This is a genomic window from Actinomycetospora sp. 2LY8.5 (assembly GCF_057180585.1).
Genome location: NZ_JBXUHE010000010.1, coordinates 77622 through 94904 on the forward strand (window position 1 = coordinate 77622; position 17283 = coordinate 94904).

The 17283-nt window shown below is 74.7% G+C and carries 18 protein-coding genes; 13 read left to right on the plus strand and 5 right to left on the minus strand.

All coding sequences use genetic code 11. The annotated features are described in order from the left end of the window. Positions 1-133: 133 nt before the first annotated feature. Positions 134-1405 carry a sensor histidine kinase gene (locus AC2A1K_RS14390; RefSeq protein ID WP_483896983.1) on the minus strand — a complete coding sequence of 424 codons (1272 nt, stop codon included), beginning with the start codon at positions 1403-1405 and terminating at the stop codon, positions 134-136. A gap of 23 nt (positions 1406-1428) precedes the next feature. After that, on the minus strand, positions 1429-2091 hold the full coding sequence (locus tag AC2A1K_RS14395; protein ID WP_483897075.1) for a response regulator transcription factor: 663 nt from the start codon (positions 2089-2091) through the stop codon (positions 1429-1431). Positions 2092-2173: 82 nt separating this feature from the next. Here AC2A1K_RS14395 and AC2A1K_RS14400 point away from each other — a divergent pair, with 82 nt between their 5' ends. The 3 genes from AC2A1K_RS14400 to AC2A1K_RS14410 are packed head-to-tail and all read left to right on the plus strand — an operon-like array spanning position 2174 to position 5027. Further along, positions 2174-3211, plus strand: a complete 1038-nt coding sequence (locus AC2A1K_RS14400; RefSeq protein ID WP_483896984.1) for a LolA family protein — start codon at positions 2174-2176, stop codon at positions 3209-3211. Next, positions 3208-4170 carry an ABC transporter ATP-binding protein gene (locus tag AC2A1K_RS14405; protein ID WP_483896985.1) on the plus strand — a complete coding sequence of 321 codons (963 nt, stop codon included), beginning with the start codon at positions 3208-3210 and terminating at the stop codon, positions 4168-4170. Before AC2A1K_RS14400 ends, AC2A1K_RS14405 begins: the two co-directional genes overlap by 4 nt. Then, on the plus strand, positions 4167-5027 hold the full coding sequence (locus AC2A1K_RS14410; protein WP_483896986.1) for an ABC transporter permease subunit: 861 nt from the start codon (positions 4167-4169) through the stop codon (positions 5025-5027). The genes AC2A1K_RS14405 and AC2A1K_RS14410 overlap by 4 nt, the downstream gene beginning before the upstream one ends. 1 nt (position 5028) lies before the next feature. On the opposite strand, the gene AC2A1K_RS14415 is transcribed toward AC2A1K_RS14410, so the two are convergent. Beyond that, on the minus strand, positions 5029-5853 hold the full coding sequence (locus tag AC2A1K_RS14415) for an NAD(P)H-binding protein (protein ID WP_483896987.1): 825 nt from the start codon (positions 5851-5853) through the stop codon (positions 5029-5031). Positions 5854-5933: 80 nt separating this feature from the next. Between AC2A1K_RS14415 and AC2A1K_RS14420 the strand changes: the two genes are divergently transcribed. Both AC2A1K_RS14420 and AC2A1K_RS14425 read left to right on the plus strand, forming a co-directional pair. Next, positions 5934-6626 (plus strand): TetR/AcrR family transcriptional regulator C-terminal domain-containing protein, encoded by a 693-nt coding sequence (locus AC2A1K_RS14420; protein WP_483896988.1) that lies wholly within the window; start codon positions 5934-5936, stop codon positions 6624-6626. A gap of 38 nt (positions 6627-6664) precedes the next feature. Next, positions 6665-8092 carry an acyl-CoA synthetase gene (locus tag AC2A1K_RS14425; RefSeq protein WP_483896989.1) on the plus strand — a complete coding sequence of 476 codons (1428 nt, stop codon included), beginning with the start codon at positions 6665-6667 and terminating at the stop codon, positions 8090-8092. A gap of 21 nt (positions 8093-8113) precedes the next feature. Here the strand turns inward: AC2A1K_RS14425 and AC2A1K_RS14430 are convergent, their stop codons facing one another. Together AC2A1K_RS14430 and AC2A1K_RS14435 are read right to left on the minus strand one after the other, a co-directional pair. Further along, positions 8114-8773 carry an SAM-dependent methyltransferase gene (locus tag AC2A1K_RS14430; RefSeq protein ID WP_483896990.1) on the minus strand — a complete coding sequence of 220 codons (660 nt, stop codon included), beginning with the start codon at positions 8771-8773 and terminating at the stop codon, positions 8114-8116. Next, on the minus strand, positions 8770-9723 hold the full coding sequence (locus AC2A1K_RS14435; RefSeq protein WP_483896991.1) for an NAD(P)/FAD-dependent oxidoreductase: 954 nt from the start codon (positions 9721-9723) through the stop codon (positions 8770-8772). Before AC2A1K_RS14435 ends, AC2A1K_RS14430 begins: the two co-directional genes overlap by 4 nt. Before the next feature lie 57 nt (positions 9724-9780). Here AC2A1K_RS14435 and AC2A1K_RS14440 point away from each other — a divergent pair, with 57 nt between their 5' ends. The 8 genes from AC2A1K_RS14440 to AC2A1K_RS14475 are packed head-to-tail and all read left to right on the plus strand — an operon-like array spanning position 9781 to position 17211. After that, the gene (locus AC2A1K_RS14440; RefSeq protein WP_483896992.1) at positions 9781-10347 is read left to right on the plus strand and encodes an XRE family transcriptional regulator; all 567 of its coding nucleotides are present in this window, start codon (positions 9781-9783) and stop codon (positions 10345-10347) included. A gap of 1 nt (position 10348) precedes the next feature. Continuing rightward, entirely contained in the window at positions 10349-10744 is a 396-nt protein-coding gene (locus tag AC2A1K_RS14445; protein WP_483896993.1) for a hypothetical protein, read from the plus strand. Continuing rightward, complete coding sequence (locus AC2A1K_RS14450; protein WP_483896994.1) at positions 10741-12651, plus strand: methylmalonyl-CoA mutase family protein; 1911 nt, start codon at positions 10741-10743, stop codon at positions 12649-12651. Before AC2A1K_RS14445 ends, AC2A1K_RS14450 begins: the two co-directional genes overlap by 4 nt. Next, on the plus strand, positions 12648-14870 hold the full coding sequence (gene scpA / locus AC2A1K_RS14455; RefSeq protein ID WP_483896995.1) for a methylmalonyl-CoA mutase: 2223 nt from the start codon (positions 12648-12650) through the stop codon (positions 14868-14870). Before AC2A1K_RS14450 ends, scpA begins: the two co-directional genes overlap by 4 nt. A gap of 32 nt (positions 14871-14902) precedes the next feature. Then, on the plus strand, positions 14903-15169 hold the full coding sequence (locus AC2A1K_RS14460; protein ID WP_483896996.1) for a type II toxin-antitoxin system Phd/YefM family antitoxin: 267 nt from the start codon (positions 14903-14905) through the stop codon (positions 15167-15169). Further along, positions 15166-15549: a type II toxin-antitoxin system VapC family toxin gene (locus tag AC2A1K_RS14465; RefSeq protein ID WP_483896997.1), complete on the plus strand. Its 384-nt coding sequence runs from the start codon at positions 15166-15168 to the stop codon at positions 15547-15549. Before AC2A1K_RS14460 ends, AC2A1K_RS14465 begins: the two co-directional genes overlap by 4 nt. Before the next feature lie 21 nt (positions 15550-15570). Continuing rightward, positions 15571-16566: a methylmalonyl Co-A mutase-associated GTPase MeaB gene (meaB, locus tag AC2A1K_RS14470; RefSeq protein ID WP_483896998.1), complete on the plus strand. Its 996-nt coding sequence runs from the start codon at positions 15571-15573 to the stop codon at positions 16564-16566. 12 nt (positions 16567-16578) lie between these two features. Beyond that, positions 16579-17211 (plus strand): SRPBCC family protein, encoded by a 633-nt coding sequence (locus AC2A1K_RS14475; RefSeq protein WP_483896999.1) that lies wholly within the window; start codon positions 16579-16581, stop codon positions 17209-17211. Positions 17212-17283 lie beyond the last annotated feature (72 nt).

A 17283-nucleotide genomic window follows, 5' to 3' on the forward strand; every position in this document is an offset into this window, starting at 1 on the left:
CGGGCGCGGCGGTGGTCGACGGAGGACATGGCGGGCTCCCTCGGGCAGGCACGACCGGATCGGCGGCGCCGCGGGGGAAGCGCGACGCCGACCAGTGTGCCCGCGACCCCCGACAACCGCCTTCCCCGAACCGCTATGCCGCCGGCCAGCGCACCACCAGGCGCGTCCCGCCGTCCGGCGAGGTCGTGGCCCGCGTCGTCCCGTGACGTCCGGCGACGAGGCGCCCCACGAGCGCCAGCCCGAGCCCGCTGCCCTCGCCCGCGTCGGGTTGGAGGCGGGTGAAGCGGTCGAAGACCCGTGCGCGCTCGTCGGCCGGGATCCCGGGGCCGTCGTCGTCGACGAGCAACCGCACCCACCGCCCGGCCGGCACCACCGACACATGCACGACGGTCGCGGCGTGCCGACGGGCGTTGGCGAGGACGTTGTCGAGCACGATCGCCACCTCGGCCGGCGTCGCCGCGACCGCCACGGGCATCGGCGCCCACAGCGTCATCGCGACCATCGGCTCCTCGGGCAGGCGGGCGAAGGCGTCGCCCACCGCGTCGACGAGGTCGACCGGCCGCGCGGGCATCCGCTCGCCCGCGTCGGCGCGCGCGAGCGCCAGCAGGTCCGCGACCAGCCCCGACAGCCGCTCGGCCTCCCGCGCCACCGACCGCCACGTCTCGTCGGGCGGTGTCCGCTCCGGGTGCGCGACGGCGACGTCGGCCTGGGCGCGCAGGGCGGCGATCGGCGAGCGCAGCTCGTGCGCGGCCTCGCTGGTGAAGCGCTCGAGGCGCGCGACGGCGTCGTCCCGGCGGGCCAGCAGCTCGTTGATCTCGACGGCGAGGGCGGCGAGCTCGTCCCGCGACGGCGGCACGGGCAGACGCTCGCCGGGGGGCAGCGCGGCGGCCGCGGCACGCATCCGGCCGACCGGGCGCAGCGCCAGCCGCGTCACCGACCACGTCCCGGCGACCACGGCGACGGCACCGAGCAGGGCGGTGCCCACCAGCCCCCCGGCGCCGTCGGCGAACAGCTCCGCGACGCCGACCTGGTCGCGGGAGGCGAGGACCAGCCGCGGCGACCCGTCCGGCGCGGGCACCGGCACGGCGACCCAGCGCTGGGGCCCGTCCGGTCCGCCGTGCACCGTCACCGGCCGGCCCGCGCCGAGCTCACGGACGGCGTCGGCGTCCACCGGGCGTGACCCGTGCCCGTCCACGGGCGCCCCCGCGACGTCCACCACCCGGACCCCCGGCGGCGGCGCCGCGCCCGAGGCGACCGCCCCGGTCGCGGCGGCGGCGCGCTCCCGCAGCGCGTCGTCACCGCTGGTCTCGGCGGCCGAGAACAGCAGCCCGCCGGCCACCCGGCCCAGCGCCAGCAGCGCGACGACGGCGAACACGCCGACGACGAGGGTGATCCGCGTCGGCACCGAGAGACGCGCCCACCGATCCCTCACGACGGGCCGAGCCGGTACCCGCGCCCACGCTCGGTCCGGACGAGATCGCCGGCGCCCACGGCGGCGAGCTTGCGGCGCAGGTAGCCGACGTACACCTCGACGACGTTGCGGCTCGCCGACCCGCCGGCGCCCCACACCGCGGCCAGCAGCTCGTCCTTGGTGAGCACGCCGTCGGGGTGGACGGCCAGCGCGTGGAGCACGGCGAACTCGCGCTCCGAGAGCTCGACGTCGCGGCCCCGCCACGTGGTCGACCGGGTCACCGGGTCGAGACGCAGGCCGCCGCGCTCCACCCGGGCCGTCGCAGGGCCCGAGCGGCGCAGCATCGCGCGCAGCTGGGCGACGAGCACGACGAACGAGAACGGCTTGACGAGGTAGCCGTCCGCGCCGAGGTCGAGCCCGTCGGCCTGGTCGACCTCGCCGTCCTTGGCCGAGAGCAGCAGCACCGGCGTCGCGATGCCCTCGCCGCGCAGCGCCTCGAGCACCCGGTAGCCCGAGAGCCCCGGCAGCATGATGTCGAGGACGACGGCGTCGTAGGCCCCGGTCACCGCCTCGCGCAGGCCGGCGTCGCCGTCGGCGACCGCGTGCACGTCCATGCCCTCGGCGCCGAGCCCCCGGGTGAGGGCGTCGCGCACCCCGGGCTCGTCGTCGACCACCAGCACCCTGGGCACGACACCGACGGTAGGGCCTCCCCCGACATCGGACGCTGAGAGCGTCTCAGCGAGCGCTCGCCACCATGGGGTCATGGGACGCAGGAGCTGGATCGGGGCAGGGCTCGGAGCCGGGCTGGTGGCCGCGGTCGGCATCGGGCTCGTGGTCGCGCCGGCCGGTGCGGCCGCGGCGCCGCCGCTGCCGCCGGTGAGCCCGGAGGAACTCGTGTCCTCGGTGATGACCGCGCAGCGCGGCCCGTTCGCCGGGGAGGTCGAGGTCGACAACGCCCTCGGGCTGCCCGCCGTCCCCGGCGTGCCGCAGCTCGCCAACGGCACCTCGACGATCCGCGTGTGGTCCGGAGGCGAGGACCGCGGCCGGGTCGCGGTCCCGTCGCCCGACGGCGAGCGGACGCTGGTGTCCGACGGCACGACGCGCTGGGCGTACGACTCGCAGGACCGCACCGCGACGCGCTCGCCGGTCGGTGATCACCGTGGTCCGCCGGAAGGCCAGGGCCGGCAGGACCCGACCACCGCGGCCACCGACGCCATCGCCACCCTGCGCCAGACGAGCACCGTCGCGGTCGATGGCACCGCGGAGGTCGCGGGGCGGGCGGCGTACCAGCTGGTCCTGACCCCGCAGCCCACCGAGCGCACGCTGCTGCGCGAGGTGCGGGTCGCGGTCGACGCCGAGACGCGCCTGCCGCTGCAGCTCACCGTGCTCGCCCAGGGATCGGGCGAGCCCGCGCTGCAGGTCGGCTTCTCCGAGATCACCTATGGCCCGCAGGACCCGTCCCTGTTCACCTTCACCCCGCCGCCCGGCACCACCGTGCGCGACGCTCAGGACCGTGAGCGCCCGGAGGGACGGCAGGACCGCCCCGAGGGTCAGCGTCGGACCGTCGGCGACGGCTGGGACACCGTGATCGTGGGGCAGGCCCCGGCCCGCGAGGGCGGGGATCGGCAGCGGCCCGAGGGCGCGCCCGATCTCACGGCGCTCGGTACCCCGGTCAACGGCCCGTGGGGCAGCGGGCGCGTGATCACCACCGCGGTCGCGACCGTGATCATCACCGACGACGGCCGGATCGCCGCGGGCGCGGTGCCGCAGCAGGTGCTCACCGAGGCCCTGACCCGGTGACGGCGGCCAGCACCTCCACCCCGCCGGCAGAGGAGACCGCGTCACCCACCGACGCGCTCGCCGCCAGGGTCCGCGGGCTGCGCAAGACGTTCGGGTCGACGGTGGCGATCGACGACGTCGACCTCGACGTCCCCGCCGGCGCCGTGCTCGGGATGCTCGGGCCCAACGGGTCGGGCAAGACCACCCTGATCCGGATGCTGCTCGGGCTCACGCGCCCGACCGCCGGCACGGTGGAGCTCCTCGGGCACGGCGGCGGCGACCTCGCGGCGGCGCTGCCCGACGTCGGGGCGCTCGTCGAAGGGCCCGGCTTCCACCCGTTCCTGACCGGGCGCGACAACCTGCTGCGCTGCGCCGCCGGCGAGCCCCGCCTCGACGGCGATCTGCGCGGGCCGGTCGACGCCGCGCTCGAGCGGGTCGGGCTCGCCGACGCGGCCCGCCGGCGCTACCGCGGCTACTCGCTGGGCATGAAGCAGCGTCTCGGGCTCGCGGCGGCGCTGCTCGTGCCGCGCAAGCTCGTGGTGCTCGACGAGCCCACCAACGGGCTCGACCCGGCCGGTACCCGCGACGTGCGCCGGGTCGTCGCCGACCTGCGGGACGCGGGCACGACGGTGCTGCTGTCGTCACACCTGCTCGCCGAGGTCGAGGCGGTGTGCACCCACGTCGCGGTGCTGCAGACCGGGACGCTGCTCGTGTCGGGCGAGCTGCGCGCGCTGCTCGACGCGGACGCCGGCGGCCTGGTCGTCGCCACCCCGGACGTCGACGACGCGATCCTCGCGCTGCGGGAGGCGGGGGCCCCGTCCTACCGCGCGGAGGGCGGCGTCGCGGTGCCGCCGGGATCGCTCGAGGCGCCCGAGATCGTGGCCGCGCTCGTCGGGGCCGGGGTCGCGGTGTGGGAGGTCCACCGCCGGCGCGCCCATCTCGAGGAGCTCTTCGCCCGCCTGACCGAGGAGGACGCGTGACGTCCGTCGCGACCCCGGTGGCCACACGCACGACGGCCCCGCTGAGCAGGCTCGCGACCGCCGAGGTCCGCTGGGTCCTGCGCCGGCCGCGCACGCTCGTGCTGCTCGTGCTGCTGGGGCTGATCCCGATCGCGCTCGGGGTGGGCATCGCGCTCACCGGTGGGCCAGGCGGGGGAGACGGCGACGGGCCGGGCCTGGTGGCGGCGGTGGCCGGCAACGGTCTGGTGCTGCCGATCGCGGCCCTGGGGCTCGCGCTCGCGCTGCTCCTGCCGCTCACGGTGGCCACCGCCGCCGCCGACGCCCTGGCCGGCGAGGCCGCCCACGGCACGCTGCGAGGGCTCCTGCTGGCGCCCGTCGGTCGGGGCCGGCTGGTGGTCATGAAGGCCGTCGGCGTGCTCGCGGTCGCGGTCCTGGCCGTCGCGATCATCGCCGTCGTCGGCGTGATCACCGGGATGGTCGTCGTCGGTGGCCCGAGCGGCACCCTGATCACCCTGTCCGGGACGACGCTCGGTCTCGGCGAGGCACTCGGGCGGGTCGCGCTCGTCGCGGCCTGGACCGTCGTCCAGCTCCTCGCCGTCGCCGCGATCGCCCTCGCGATCTCGTCGTTCACCGAGCACCCGCTCGTGGTGCTCGCGGCCGTGCTCGGCGGTCTGATCGTCTTCGGGGTGCTGGCGGCGATCCCGTCGCTCGAGTGGCTTCAGCCCCTGCTGCTGACCTCGGGCTGGGGCGCGGGCGCCGACGCGCTGCGCGACCCGCTCCCGCTCGACGGTCTCGCCGCGAGCAGCCTGCGGGCGCTGGCCTACCTCGTCCTCGGCGTCGCCGTCACGGTCTGGCGGATGCGGCGCCGGGACGGGTAGCTCAGAGGAAGGCGGCCCGGTGCTCGTGCGCCCACCGCGCGAAGGTGCGGCCGGGCCGGCCGAGCAGCGGCTCGACGTCGTGGACCGGCTGGGGCACGCCGTCGGACGCCGACCACAGGTGCAGCAACGAGTCGGCGACCCAGGACGGCGCCCGGCGCATCCGGTCCCGGTACTCCTGGTCGGACAGCGCCCGCACCCCGACCTCGCGCCCCACCTCGGCGGCGAGGACCGCGACCTGCTCGCGGAACGACAGTGACGCCGGGCCGCTGAGTGGTCGCGCGGTGCCGCGGGCGCTGCCGCCGGTCAGCGCGCTGACCGCGACGTCGGCGATGTCGTCCTCGTGGATCGGGGTGACGTGGCTGTCGGGTCGCGGGAGCTCGACGAGCCCGGCGCGCACGCCGTCGGCCCAGTCGAGCGTGTTGGCCGCGAACGCGCCGGGCCGCAGGAACGTGACCTCGACGCCGGCGTCGGCCCAGGGCGCCTCGGCCGCGCGGTGCATCGCGCCGATCCGGTCCTGCGGATCGGCCTCCAGGGAGGAGAGCGAGGACAGCAGCACGACGTGCCCCACCCCGGCGGTGCGCGCGACGTCGGCGGCCTCCGGTCCGGCCTGGGCGTACAGGAAGACCTGGTCGACGCCGTCGAGGGCCGCGGCGAGGGCGCCGGGGTCACCGAGGTCGAGGGTCACGCCGGTGACGCCGGCGGGCAGGTCGAGCAGGGACGGGTCGCGACCCGATGCGCGCAGCTCACCAGTCGGGACGCCGGCGGCGAGCAGGCCGTCGAGGACGGCGCGGCCGACCCGGCCGCGGGCTCCGGTCACGAGGATCATGCGGGGCACCTCCGTTCACGAACAATGTTCGTAGCGAACACCGTACGCGGCGAACGGCGTTCGTCAACTACGATCGGGCCATGCCGGCGAGCTCCCGTACCCGTCCCGCCAAGGCCGCGCTGAGCCGCGAGGCCGTCGTGGCCGCGGCGCTCGCCGCCGTGGACGAGGTCGGGTTCGAGGCGGCGAGCATGCGGCGGGTGGCCGCCGCGCTGGAGACCGGGCCGGCGTCGCTCTACGTCTACGTCGCCGACCGGCGCGAGCTCATGGCGGCCGCACACGACCTGGCGCTCGCCGAGGTCGAGCTGCCCACCGAGGGCGACTGGCGGGCCCGCCTCGAGCGGCTCGTCACCCGGACCTCGCGCGCGCTGTCCGCGCACGGCGACATCGCGATGGCGGCGATCGCGGCGGTCCCGTTCGGGCCGCACTTCCTGCGCATTACCGAGGAGATGCTCCGGTTGCTGCGCGAGGGCGGGGTCGACGACGCCGCCTGCGCCTGGGCGATCGACCTCGTCGTGCAGTACATCGCCTCCTCGGCCCTCGAGCAGGCGGCGTGGCACCGCGCCCAGCGCGAGATCGCCGATCCCGCGCAGGCCACCGAGGAGGCGATGGGTGCGGACTTCGCCGGGCGCATCGACGCCGTCTACGCCGAGCTCGATCCGGCCGCCTTCCCGACCATCACCGCCCTGCGCCCCCTGTTGACCTCCGGTGGCGGCGACGAGCGCGACGCGTGGAAGCTGCGGGTCATCGTCGACGGGCTGCTGGCGCAGGGGTAGTCGCGCGGGCCCGGACGGCGGTGCCCATGATGGGCGCCATGACGACGCTGCTCGCTGCGCTGCTCGACGGGGGCCTCGACGACCCCGAGGCGATCCGGGTCGGCGACGTCATGATGTCGGGACCCGAGCTGCTCGGTGCCGCCGCCGTCGTCGCCGACCAGATCGTCGACCGGCCCGACGAGGGCCCCGTCGCGGTGCTCGCCGAGCCGACGGCGCAGACCGTCGTGGCGACGGTCGGTGCCCTGCTCGCCGGCGTGCCCGTCGTGCCGGTCCCGCCCGACACCGGACCGGGCGAGCGCGGCCACGTACTCACGGACTCGGGCGCCTCGCTCTGGATCGGACGTCGGCCGCCGGAGGTCACGCTGCCGGTGCGCCAGGTCGACATCAACCGGCGCAGCGGCGACCTCGCCCGCGAGGCTCCGAACGACGGTCCGGCGTTGATCCTCTACACCTCCGGCACCACCGGCGCGCCCAAGGGCGTGCTGCTCTCCCGGGCGGCGATGGCCGCCGGCCTCGACGGTCTCGCCGACGCCTGGGAGTGGACCGGGCACGACACGCTCGCCCACGGCCTGCCCCTGTTCCACGTGCACGGGCTCGGGCTCGGCGTGTTCGGCGCGCTGCGGATCGGGTCGCGCCTCGTGCACGTCGGGCGGCCCACGCCGGAGCTCTACGCCGCCGCCGTTCGCGACCACGGCGCCGGCCTGCTGTTCGGGGTCCCGACGATCTGGTCGCGCATCGCGAACGACCCGGAGTCCGCCGCAGCGCTGCGTTCGGCGCGCCTGCTCGTCTCCGGCAGCGCGCCGCTGCCCGTGCCCGTGTTCGAGCGCCTGCGCGAGCTGACCGGCCAGGCGCCCGTCGAGCGTTACGGGATGAGCGAAACCATGATCACCCTGTCGGTCCGGGCGGACGGCGAGCGCCGGCCGGGATGGGTCGGCGAGCCCGTCGCCGGGGTGTCGACGCGCCTGGTCTCCACCGATGAGGGGAACGAGGGCGTGCTGCTCCCGCACGACGGCGAGTCGATCGGCGAGCTGCAGCTCCGAGGGCCAGGCCTCTTCGACGGCTACCTCGGCCGGCCCGAGGCGACCGCCGAGACCTGGACCGCGGACGGCTGGTTCCGCACCGGCGACGCCGCCGTGATCGACGCGGGCGGCTACCACCGGATCGTCGGTCGGCACTCGGTCGACCTGATCAAGACCGGCGGCTACCGCGTCGGCGCCGGCGAGATCGAGACCGCGCTCCTCGAGCACGTCGGCATCAGCGAGGCGGCGGTGGTCGGCGAGCCCGACGACGACCTGGGCCAGCGGATCGTCGCCCACGTCGTCGTCACCGGCGACCCGGTCGACCCCGAGGAGGTCATCGCCTTCGTCGCCGACCGCCTCGCGGCCCACAAGCGCCCCCGCGAGGTCCGCGTCGTCGACGCCCTGCCCCGCAACGCGATGGGCAAGGTCCAGAAGGCCCGCCTGTAGGTATGTGAGCACTTTCCGGGCCTATAGGCCCGGAAAGTGCTCACATACCGGAGGACGGCGAGCCCGGAGCACCGCGTCGTAGAGGAACCCGGGGCGCCCGTCGGGCTGGACGCCGGTGCGCGCGCGGCGCTCGGCGACCTCGATCGTCCAGCCGGTCAGCGCGTCACCGAGCTCGGAAACCAGCTGCTCGGCGGTGGCGAAGAACTCCGGCGGGTGGTGATGCGCGAACTCCTCGGGCATGCCTTCCGGGTCGTGCCCGACGAGCAGCAGCCGCCCGCTCGGCGCGACGGCGCCGGCGAGCCCCGAGAAGATCCGCGGGCGGACGTCGGTCCACAGCTGCATGAAGTGCGCGGTGACGAGGTCGTGGGTGCCGGCGACCGGGTCGGCGAGGAGGTCGACGAGCGTCGTCGTCACCCGGTCGGCCACGCCCTGCTCCGCGGCCCGCGCCGCGACCCTCTCCAGCCCGACCGTCGACACGTCGATCGCCGTGACCGTCCAGCCGCGGGCGGCGAGCCAGACGGCGTCGCCGCCCTCGCCGCTGCCGATGTCGAGCGCGGTGCCGGGTGCGACGTCGGCGACCTCCTGCACCAGGACGGCGTTCGGCTCGCCACTCCAGATCCTCTCGGAGCTGCCGTAGCGCTCGTCCCAGAACGCGGCGCTGAACTGGTCGTGCGTGCTCATGCGGCTCCTTCCCGGTAGCCGGCGACGGCCCGTGCGATGTCCTCCTCGACGAGGTCGGCGTTGATGCGCGCCCCGGCGAGAGTGCCCTCGGCGGCCGCCGCCACGACCTGGGCGGACAGGTTGCCGACGTTGCCCGCGACCCACACCCCGGGCACGGCCGTGCGGCCGGTGGCGTCGACGGTGGCGACGTGGCGGCCCCCGACGGGATGGTCGAGGACCTCGACACCGAGGTCGGAGAGCACCCCGCTGCGCGCGACGAAGCGCGGTCCGACGACGAGCGCCCGGCGAGCGACCATCCGGCCGTCGGCCAGACGTGCGCCGACCAGCCGACCGTCGGAGATCTCGAGCCCCGTCACCTCCTCGTCGATCACGGCGACGCCCAGCGCCGCGAGCTGCTCGGCCTCCTCCGCGGTGAGCGCGGGCGCGTGGTGGCGCAGGTAGACGAGGTCGTCGGTGAGCTGGGAGAACAGCTTCACCTGGTGGAGAGCGTTCGGCCCGGTGCCGAGCACGGCGACCGCCTCGTCACGGACCTCCCAGCCGTGGCAGTACGGGCAGTGCAGCACGTCGTGGCCCCAGAGCTCGCGGACACCGGGGATGTCGGGCAGCTCGTCGACCAGACCGGTGGCGAGGAGCAGCCGGCGCGCGTGCAGCGTGTCGCCGTCGGCGGTGTCGACGGCGAAGAGCTCGTCGACGCGGCGGGCGGCCACGGCGGTGCCCGAGCGGATCTCGCCACCGTAGGAGGAGACCTCGGCGCGCCCGAGGCGCACGAGCTCGCCGGGCGGCAGGCCGTCGCGGGTGAGGAAGGCGTGCACCCCGTCGGCCGGGGCGTTGCGGGGCTCGCCGGCGTCGAGCACGAGTACCGAGCGGCGGGAGCGGGCGAGGGTCAGCGCGCCGGACAGCCCGGCCGCGCCGCCCCCGAGGACCAGGGCGTCGAGAGGTTCGTCGATCACGGGACCAGCCTGCGCCGGCGGCGCTCGCTCGACGAGAATTCTTGCCAGAATGGCAACATGGCCGGAGACGTGCTGGACGAGCTGGGTGCCCGTCTCGCGACCCGGCGCCGCCGCGAGGGGCTGGGTCTCGCCGAGCTCTCCGAGCGCACCGGGATCTCCGCGAGCACGCTCTCGCGGCTCGAGAACGGGGGTCGGCGCGCCACCCTCGAGCTGCTGCTCCCGCTCGCCACGGTCTACGGCACCGGGATCGACGAGCTGATCGGGGTCCGGGAGGCCGGGCCGGCCCGCGACGAGCCGGTCTCGCGCAGCGAGGACACCGTCGTGTACCGGCTGTCCCGCAGCCCCGGCCAGCCCGCGGCCTACAAGTTCGTGTTCTCGCCGGCCCGGGACACCCCGCCCGCCGAGCTCCCGACGCACCAGGGCTGGGAATGGGTCTACGTGCTCGCCGGCCACCTGCGAGTGATCAACGGCGACGACGACCTCGTGCTTCGCACCGGCGAGGCCACCGAGATCGAGACCCGCCGCCGGCACTGGCTGGGCAGCACGGGCGAGGGGCCGGTCGAGGTCCTCGCGCTGTTCGGACGCCAGGGCGAGCGCGTGCACATGCGAGGGCGAGGGGCCTGACGTGGACGACGACGCCGCCCTGGCGCCGGGCGGTCGGGTCCTGTTCGTCGACGACGCGCACCGCACGCCGGAGGAGCTCGTCGAGGGCCGCGCCTCCGTGACCGTGCAACGACGGGTCGCCGACGGGACGCGGCACCGGCTGGTCGAGGTCCCGCACACCGTCGCCGACCTGCAGCGGCGCCTCTCGACGATGGGCTGGGGCGTCACCGTGCACAGCACGTCCGGTTCGTTCTTCTGGGGCGAGGGGCGGTCGGGCGTGGTGACCTTCGCATGCTTCGCCGACCACACCGATCGGGTTCGCACGGTGCCGTCTCGAACGATTCCGCTCCCTGGCACCGGTGGCCTGCCGCACGGTGGAGAAACAGCGAGTTCTGACCGTTCTACGATCCGCGCATGACATCGGGCGGGACACGGAGCGCAGTGGAGCCGGATCCTTCTGCTCAGCTGGACGACGAGGCCCCGGAGGAGCTCACGCTGGCCGGGGAGTTCGCCGCCGCGACGCGCGAGCAGTGGCGCGAGCTGGTCGCCGGGGTGCTGGCGAAGTCGGGCCGTGAGGTCTCGCCGGAGGAGGCCGAGGCGGCGCTCGCGACGGTCACCGACGACGACATCACGATCGCCGGGCTCTACGCCGCCGAGGACGCGCCGGGCGTCGACACCGGGGTGCCGGGGCTGCCGCCGTTCGTGCGCGGCGCGCGTCCGGAGGGGCAGGTCGCGGAGGGCTGGCAGGTCCGTCAGCGCCACGCGTTCGCGGTCGACGGCGACCTCGCCGAGGCCCACGACGTCCTCATGGCCGAGCTGGAGAACGGCGTCTCCTCGCTCTGGCTCGTGCTCGGCGACGCCGGCGGCCCGCCCGTCGAGGCGCTGTCGACGCTGCTCGAGGGCGTGTTCGTCGACCTCGCGCCGATTGCGCTCGAGGCCGGGCGCGACACCCCGGGCGCCGCCGACGCCCTGCTGCGCCTCGCCGAGCAGGCGGGCGCGGGCCAGATCGGCGGCTCGCTGGGCTACGACCCGCTGCTCGACCGCACGCAGGGCGGACCGGCGCTGGAGCAGCAGTACGCCGACGCCCTCCTCGAGCACGCCAGGACCGCCGCCCGAAGCCACCCCGAGCTGCGCACCGTCGTCGCCGACGCGCTGCCCTATCACCGCGCGGGCGGCAGCGACGCCCAGGAGCTCGGCGCCGCCCTGGCCGCCGGGGTGCATGCGCTGCGGATCCTCACCGATGCCGGCCTGAGCACCGACGAGGCGTTCGCCCGCATCGAGTTCCGCTTCGCCGCCACCGCCGACCAGTTCGCCACGCTCGCCAAGCTCCGCGCGGCGCGCCGCTGCTGGGATCGCATCGGCCAGGTCAGCGAGGCCTCCGAGAGCGCGCGGGCCATGGAGCAGCACGCCGTCACCTCGCCGGCGATGGTCACCCGCCGCGACCCGTGGGTGAACATGCTGCGCACCACCGTCGCGGCCGTCGGCGCCGGGCTCGGCGGGGCCGGCGCGGTCACCGTGCTGCCCTTCGACAGCGAGCTGGGCCGCCCCGACGAGGCCGCCCGGCGGCTCGCCCGCAACACGCAGGCGCTCCTGCTCGAGGAGTCGCACCTCGCGCACGTCATCGACCCGGCGGGCGGCTCCTGGTACGTCGAGTCGCTGACCGACGCGCTGGCCCACGCCGGGTGGGAGGAGTTCACGCGCATCGAGCGCGACGGCGGCATCGAGGCCGTCCTGGACGACGGCACCTTGCTCGCCCGCCTCGACGCGACCTGGGAGCAGCGCGCCACGCGCATCGCCCGGCGCCAGGACCCGATCACCGGCGTCAGCGAGTTCCCCAACCTGGCCGAGGAGCTCCCGCAGCGCCCCCCGCAGCCGATCACAGAGCACGACGGCGGACTGCCCCGGCGCCGCTACGCGCAGCTCTTCGAGGAGCTGCGCGACCGCGCCGACGCCGCCGGCGATCGTCCCACCGTCTTCCTCGCGACGGTCGGCAAGCTCGCCGAGTACACCGCCCGCGCGTCGTTCACCACCAACCTGCTGGGCGCCGGCGGGATCGCCACCACCGACGGTCCCGGCGGCACCGACCTGCAGGAGATCGCGTCCGCGTTCCGGGAGGCCGGCACCGCGGTGGCCGTGATCGCCTCGTCGGACAAGGTCTACGACCAGCACGCCGCGGACGTCGCGGCCGCCCTGCGCGAGGCCGGGGCGACGCGCATCCTGCTGGCGGGGAAGAAGGACGTCGAGGGCGTCGACTCCACGCTCCACGCCGGAGGAGACGCCGCCGCCGTCCTCCGCGACACCCTCGAGGCTCTGGAGGTCCGATGAGCATCCCGAACTTCGGCGACGTCGAGCTCGGCACGCCCGGGTCCCCCTCGCGCGACTGGGAGTCCGTGCTCGAGGAGGCCACCGGCAAGGGCGCCGAGGACCTCGTCTGGGAGACCCCCGAGGGCATCGGGGTCAAGCCGCTCTACACCGACGCCGACCTCGAGGGCCTCGACTTCCTGCACACGTACCCGGGCGTCACGCCGTACCTGCGCGGGCCGTACCCGACGATGTACGTCACCCAGCCCTGGACCGTGCGCCAGTACGCCGGGTTCTCGACCGCGGCGGAGTCGAACGCGTTCTACCGGCGCAACCTCGCCGCCGGGCAGAAGGGCCTGTCGGTCGCGTTCGACCTGCCCACCCACCGCGGCTACGACTCCGACAACCCCCGGGTGTCCGGTGACGTCGGCATGGCCGGGGTGTCGATCGACTCGATCCTCGACATGCGCCAGCTCTTCGACGGCATCCCGCTGGACCGCATGTCGGTGTCGATGACCATGAACGGGGCCGTGCTGCCGGTGATGGCGCTCTACGTCGCCGCCGCCGAGGAGCAGGGGGTGTCGCCGGAGCAGCTGGCCGGGACCATCCAGAACGACATCCTCAAGGAGTTCATGGTCCGCAACACCTACATCTACCCGCCGAAGCCGTCGATGCAGATCATCTCGGACATCTTCAGCTACACGTCGGCGACGATGCCGAAGTTCAACTCGATCTCCATCTCCGGCTACCACATCCAGGAGGCCGGCGCGTCGGCCGACCTGGAGCTGGCCTACACGCTGGCCGACGGGGTGGAGTACCTGCGGGCCGGCAGCAACGCCGGCCTCGACGTGGACACGTTCGCGCCGCGCCTCTCGTTCTTCTGGGGCATCGGCATGAACTACTTCATGGAGATCGCCAAGCTGCGGGCCGCGCGGCTGCTGTGGGCCAAGCTCGTCCACGCGTTCGGCGCGACGAACCCGAAGTCGCTGTCGCTGCGCACGCACAGCCAGACGTCCGGCTGGTCGCTGACCGCCCAGGACGTCTACAACAACGTCGTGCGCACCTGCGTCGAGGCGATGGCCGCGACCCAGGGCCACACCCAGTCGCTGCACACCAACGCGCTCGACGAGGCGCTGGCGCTGCCCACCGACTTCTCCGCCCGCATCGCGCGCAACACCCAGCTGCTGCTGCAGCAGGAGTCGGGCACGACGCGCACGGTCGACCCCTGGGGCGGCTCGGCCTACGTCGAGCGGCTGACCCGCGAGCTCGCCGGACGCGCCTGGGCGCACATCGGTGAGGTCGAGTCCGCCGGCGGCATGGCCCAGGCGATCGACGAGGGCCTGCCGAAGATGCGCATCGAGGAGGCCGCCGCGCGCACCCAGGCGCGTATCGACTCCGGGCGCCAGCCGCTGATCGGCGTCAACAAGTACCCGCTGACCTCCGGCGAGGAGGTCGACGTCCTCAAGGTCGACAACAAGGACGTCCTGCGCCAGCAGGTCGAGCGGCTCCGCGAGCTGCGGTCCGACCGCGACGACGAGGCCGTCCGCTCGGCGCTGCAGCAGCTGACGAACGCCGCGCGCGCCGCCGACGAGGGAACCCGTGACAGCGACACCGGGATGGGGGGCCTCGACGGCAACCTGCTCAAGCTCGCCATCGACGCCGCGCGGGTCAAGGCCAGCGTCGGGGAGATCTCCGACGCGCTCGAGGAGGTCTACGGTCGGCACCGCTCGGACGTCCGGACGATCTCCGGGGTCTACCGTGACGAGGTGGGTGAGAACTCGGCCGTGGAGACCGCGCGTCAGGCGGCTCAGAGGTTCGAGGAGGCCGAGGGCCGCCGGCCCCGCATCCTCGTCGCGAAGATGGGCCAGGACGGGCACGACCGCGGGCAGAAGGTCATCGCGACCGCGTTCGCCGACCTGGGCTTCGACGTCGACGTGGGCCCGCTGTTCCAGACGCCCGGCGAGGTCGCGCGCCAGGCCGTCGAGGCCGACGTGCACGTCGTCGGCGTCTCGTCGCTGGCGGCCGGGCACCTGTCGCTGGTCCCGGCGCTGCGCGACGAGCTGAAGGAGGCCGGCGCGGAGGAGATCCTCATCGTCGCCGGCGGCGTCATCCCGCCCGGCGACCACCAGGAGCTCCTCGACAACGGCGCCGCCGCGATCTTCGGGCCCGGCACCGTGATCGCCGAGGCCGCGACCCAACTGCTCGGGACGCTGACCGAGCGCCGGGGACACGCGCCGTCCTGACTTGACCAGGTCTGACCAGGTACGCTGTCGTCGTGGCCGATCAGGTGAACGTCTACGAGGCGAAGACGCAGCTCTCGAGGCTGCTCGAACGCGTCGAGGCGGGCGAGGAGATCGTCATCGCCCGCAACGGGCGGCCGGTCGCGCGGCTGGTGCCGTCGCAGAGGGGGGCGGAGTCTGAGCCACGCAGACTCGGTGGATACGAAGGCACGATCTACTACACCGGTCACTGGTCCGACGGCGACGAGGAGATCGCCGATCTGTTCTACGGCGCGGACGACCCCGCCGGGCTCGAGCGGTGAGGCTCCTGCTCGACACCCACGCCCTCATCTGGTCCGTCGGCGACTCCGATGAGCTGGCCCCTGCCGCGAGAGTCCGCATCGTCGACCCGGCGAACACCGTCGTCGTCTCCGCCGTGTCGCTGTGGGAGGCCGCGGTCAAGGAAGCGACGGGCAAGCTCGTCCTCGGCGAGGATCTCGGCGATGCTGCGGCCGAACGAGGATTCGACCTCCTCCCCGTCCGGCCGGAGCACGCGCGGGCCATCCGGGAGCTACCTCTCCTGCACCGGGACCCGTTCGACCGGATGCTGGTGGCGCAGGCGCGGCACGAGGGGTTGACGCTGGTGACGGCCGATCGACGCCTCGAGGCCTACTCCGTGGCGGTGCTGCGTGCCGATTCCTGACGCGGTGAGAGGAGCGCGGCGATGAGCGACATCGACCTGCCGAAGTACGTCGAGGGCGTCCGGTCGGGCTCGCGGCTCTGGATCGGGCGCGCGATCACGCTCGTCGAGTCCACGCGTCCCGACCACCGCGAGGCCGCCCAGGAGCTGCTCGTCGAACTGCTCCCGCACGCGGGCGGGGCGCGGCGGATCGGGATCTCGGGGGTGCCCGGGGTCGGGAAGTCGACCTTCATCGGCGCGCTCGGGTCGACGCTGACCGCCGCCGGCTCGACGGTGGCCGTGCTCGCCGTGGACCCTTCGTCCACGCGATCGGGCGGTTCCATCCTGGGCGACAAGACCCGCATGAACGAGCTCGCCACCGACGACGGCGCGTTCATCCGGCCCTCGCCGACGGCTGGGACGCTCGGCGGGGTCGCCAAGGCCACCCGCGAGACGATGGTCGTGATGGAGGCGGCGGGCTACGACGTCGTCATCGTCGAGACCGTCGGTGTCGGGCAGTCCGAGACGACCGTCGCGCAGATGGTCGACTCGTTCCTCTTCCTGACGCTGGCGCGCACCGGCGACTCCCTGCAGGGCATCAAGCGCGGCATTCTCGAGATCGCCGACGTGATCGCGGTGAACAAGGCGGACGGGCCGCACGCGCGCGAGGCCAAGCGCGCGGCCCGGGAGCTGGAGCAGGCGCTCGCGATGCTGCGGGGGGAGCGGGAGACCTGGAAGGTGCCGGTGCTGACCTGCAGCGCCGCCGAGAAGACCGGGCTCGACGACGTGTGGTCGGCGCTCGTGCGCCACCAGGGGCACCTCGAGTCCGAGGGCGGGCTGGCCGAGAAGCGCGCCCGCCAGCAGGTCGACTGGACCTGGCAGATGGTGCGCGACCGCCTGCTGGGCCGGTTGAAGGACCATCCGAAGGTCAAGGACCTGCGCGCCGAGCTGGAGCGCGAGGTCGAGGCCGGCGAGCTCACCCCGGCCCTGGCGTCCGACCGCATCCTGGAAGCATTCTTGAGTTCCGACTTATATCATTGAATACTGATATTCGTGGACATCCAGCACGCGATCACCGCCGCGCGCCGCACCGTCGGCTCCCGCACCCTCGAGGCCGGGGAGGCGGCGGTCGTCACCGTGAGCCGCGCGTTCCCCACCGACGTCGCCGACCTCTGGTCCGCGTGCACCGAGCCCGACCGGATCGCCCGCTGGTTCCTGCCGATCACCGGCGAGCTGCGTCTCGGCGGGCGCTACCAGCTCGAGGGCAACGCCGGCGGCACCGTCACCGCCTGCGACCCGCCTCGCGGGTTCGACGCGACCTGGGAGTTCGGCGGCGGGGTGAGCTGGATCGAGGTGCGCGTCGACCCGGACGGTGCCGACGGCGCCCGGTTCACGCTCACCCACATCGCACACGTCGACGACGACCACTGGCGCACCTACGGCCCCGGCGCCGCCGGCATCGGGTGGGACCTGGGCCTGCTGGGGCTCGCGGCGCACCTCACCGGCTCCGGGATCACGCCCGACCGGGCCGAGGAGTGGTCGGCGTCCGACGAGGGACGGGTGTTCATGGCCGCGGCCGGGCGGGCGTGGGCGGAGGCGAGCGTCGCGTCCGGCCTGGAGGACCGCGGCGACGCCGAGGCCCGCGCCGACCGCACGGTCGCGTTCTACACGGGCGCGGAGGTCTGAGCGCGCTGAGCACGCCGCGGTGATCGGAGCGTTCGCGGTTCGGACGGGGCCGTATTCCGGCGAGGGGCGCCC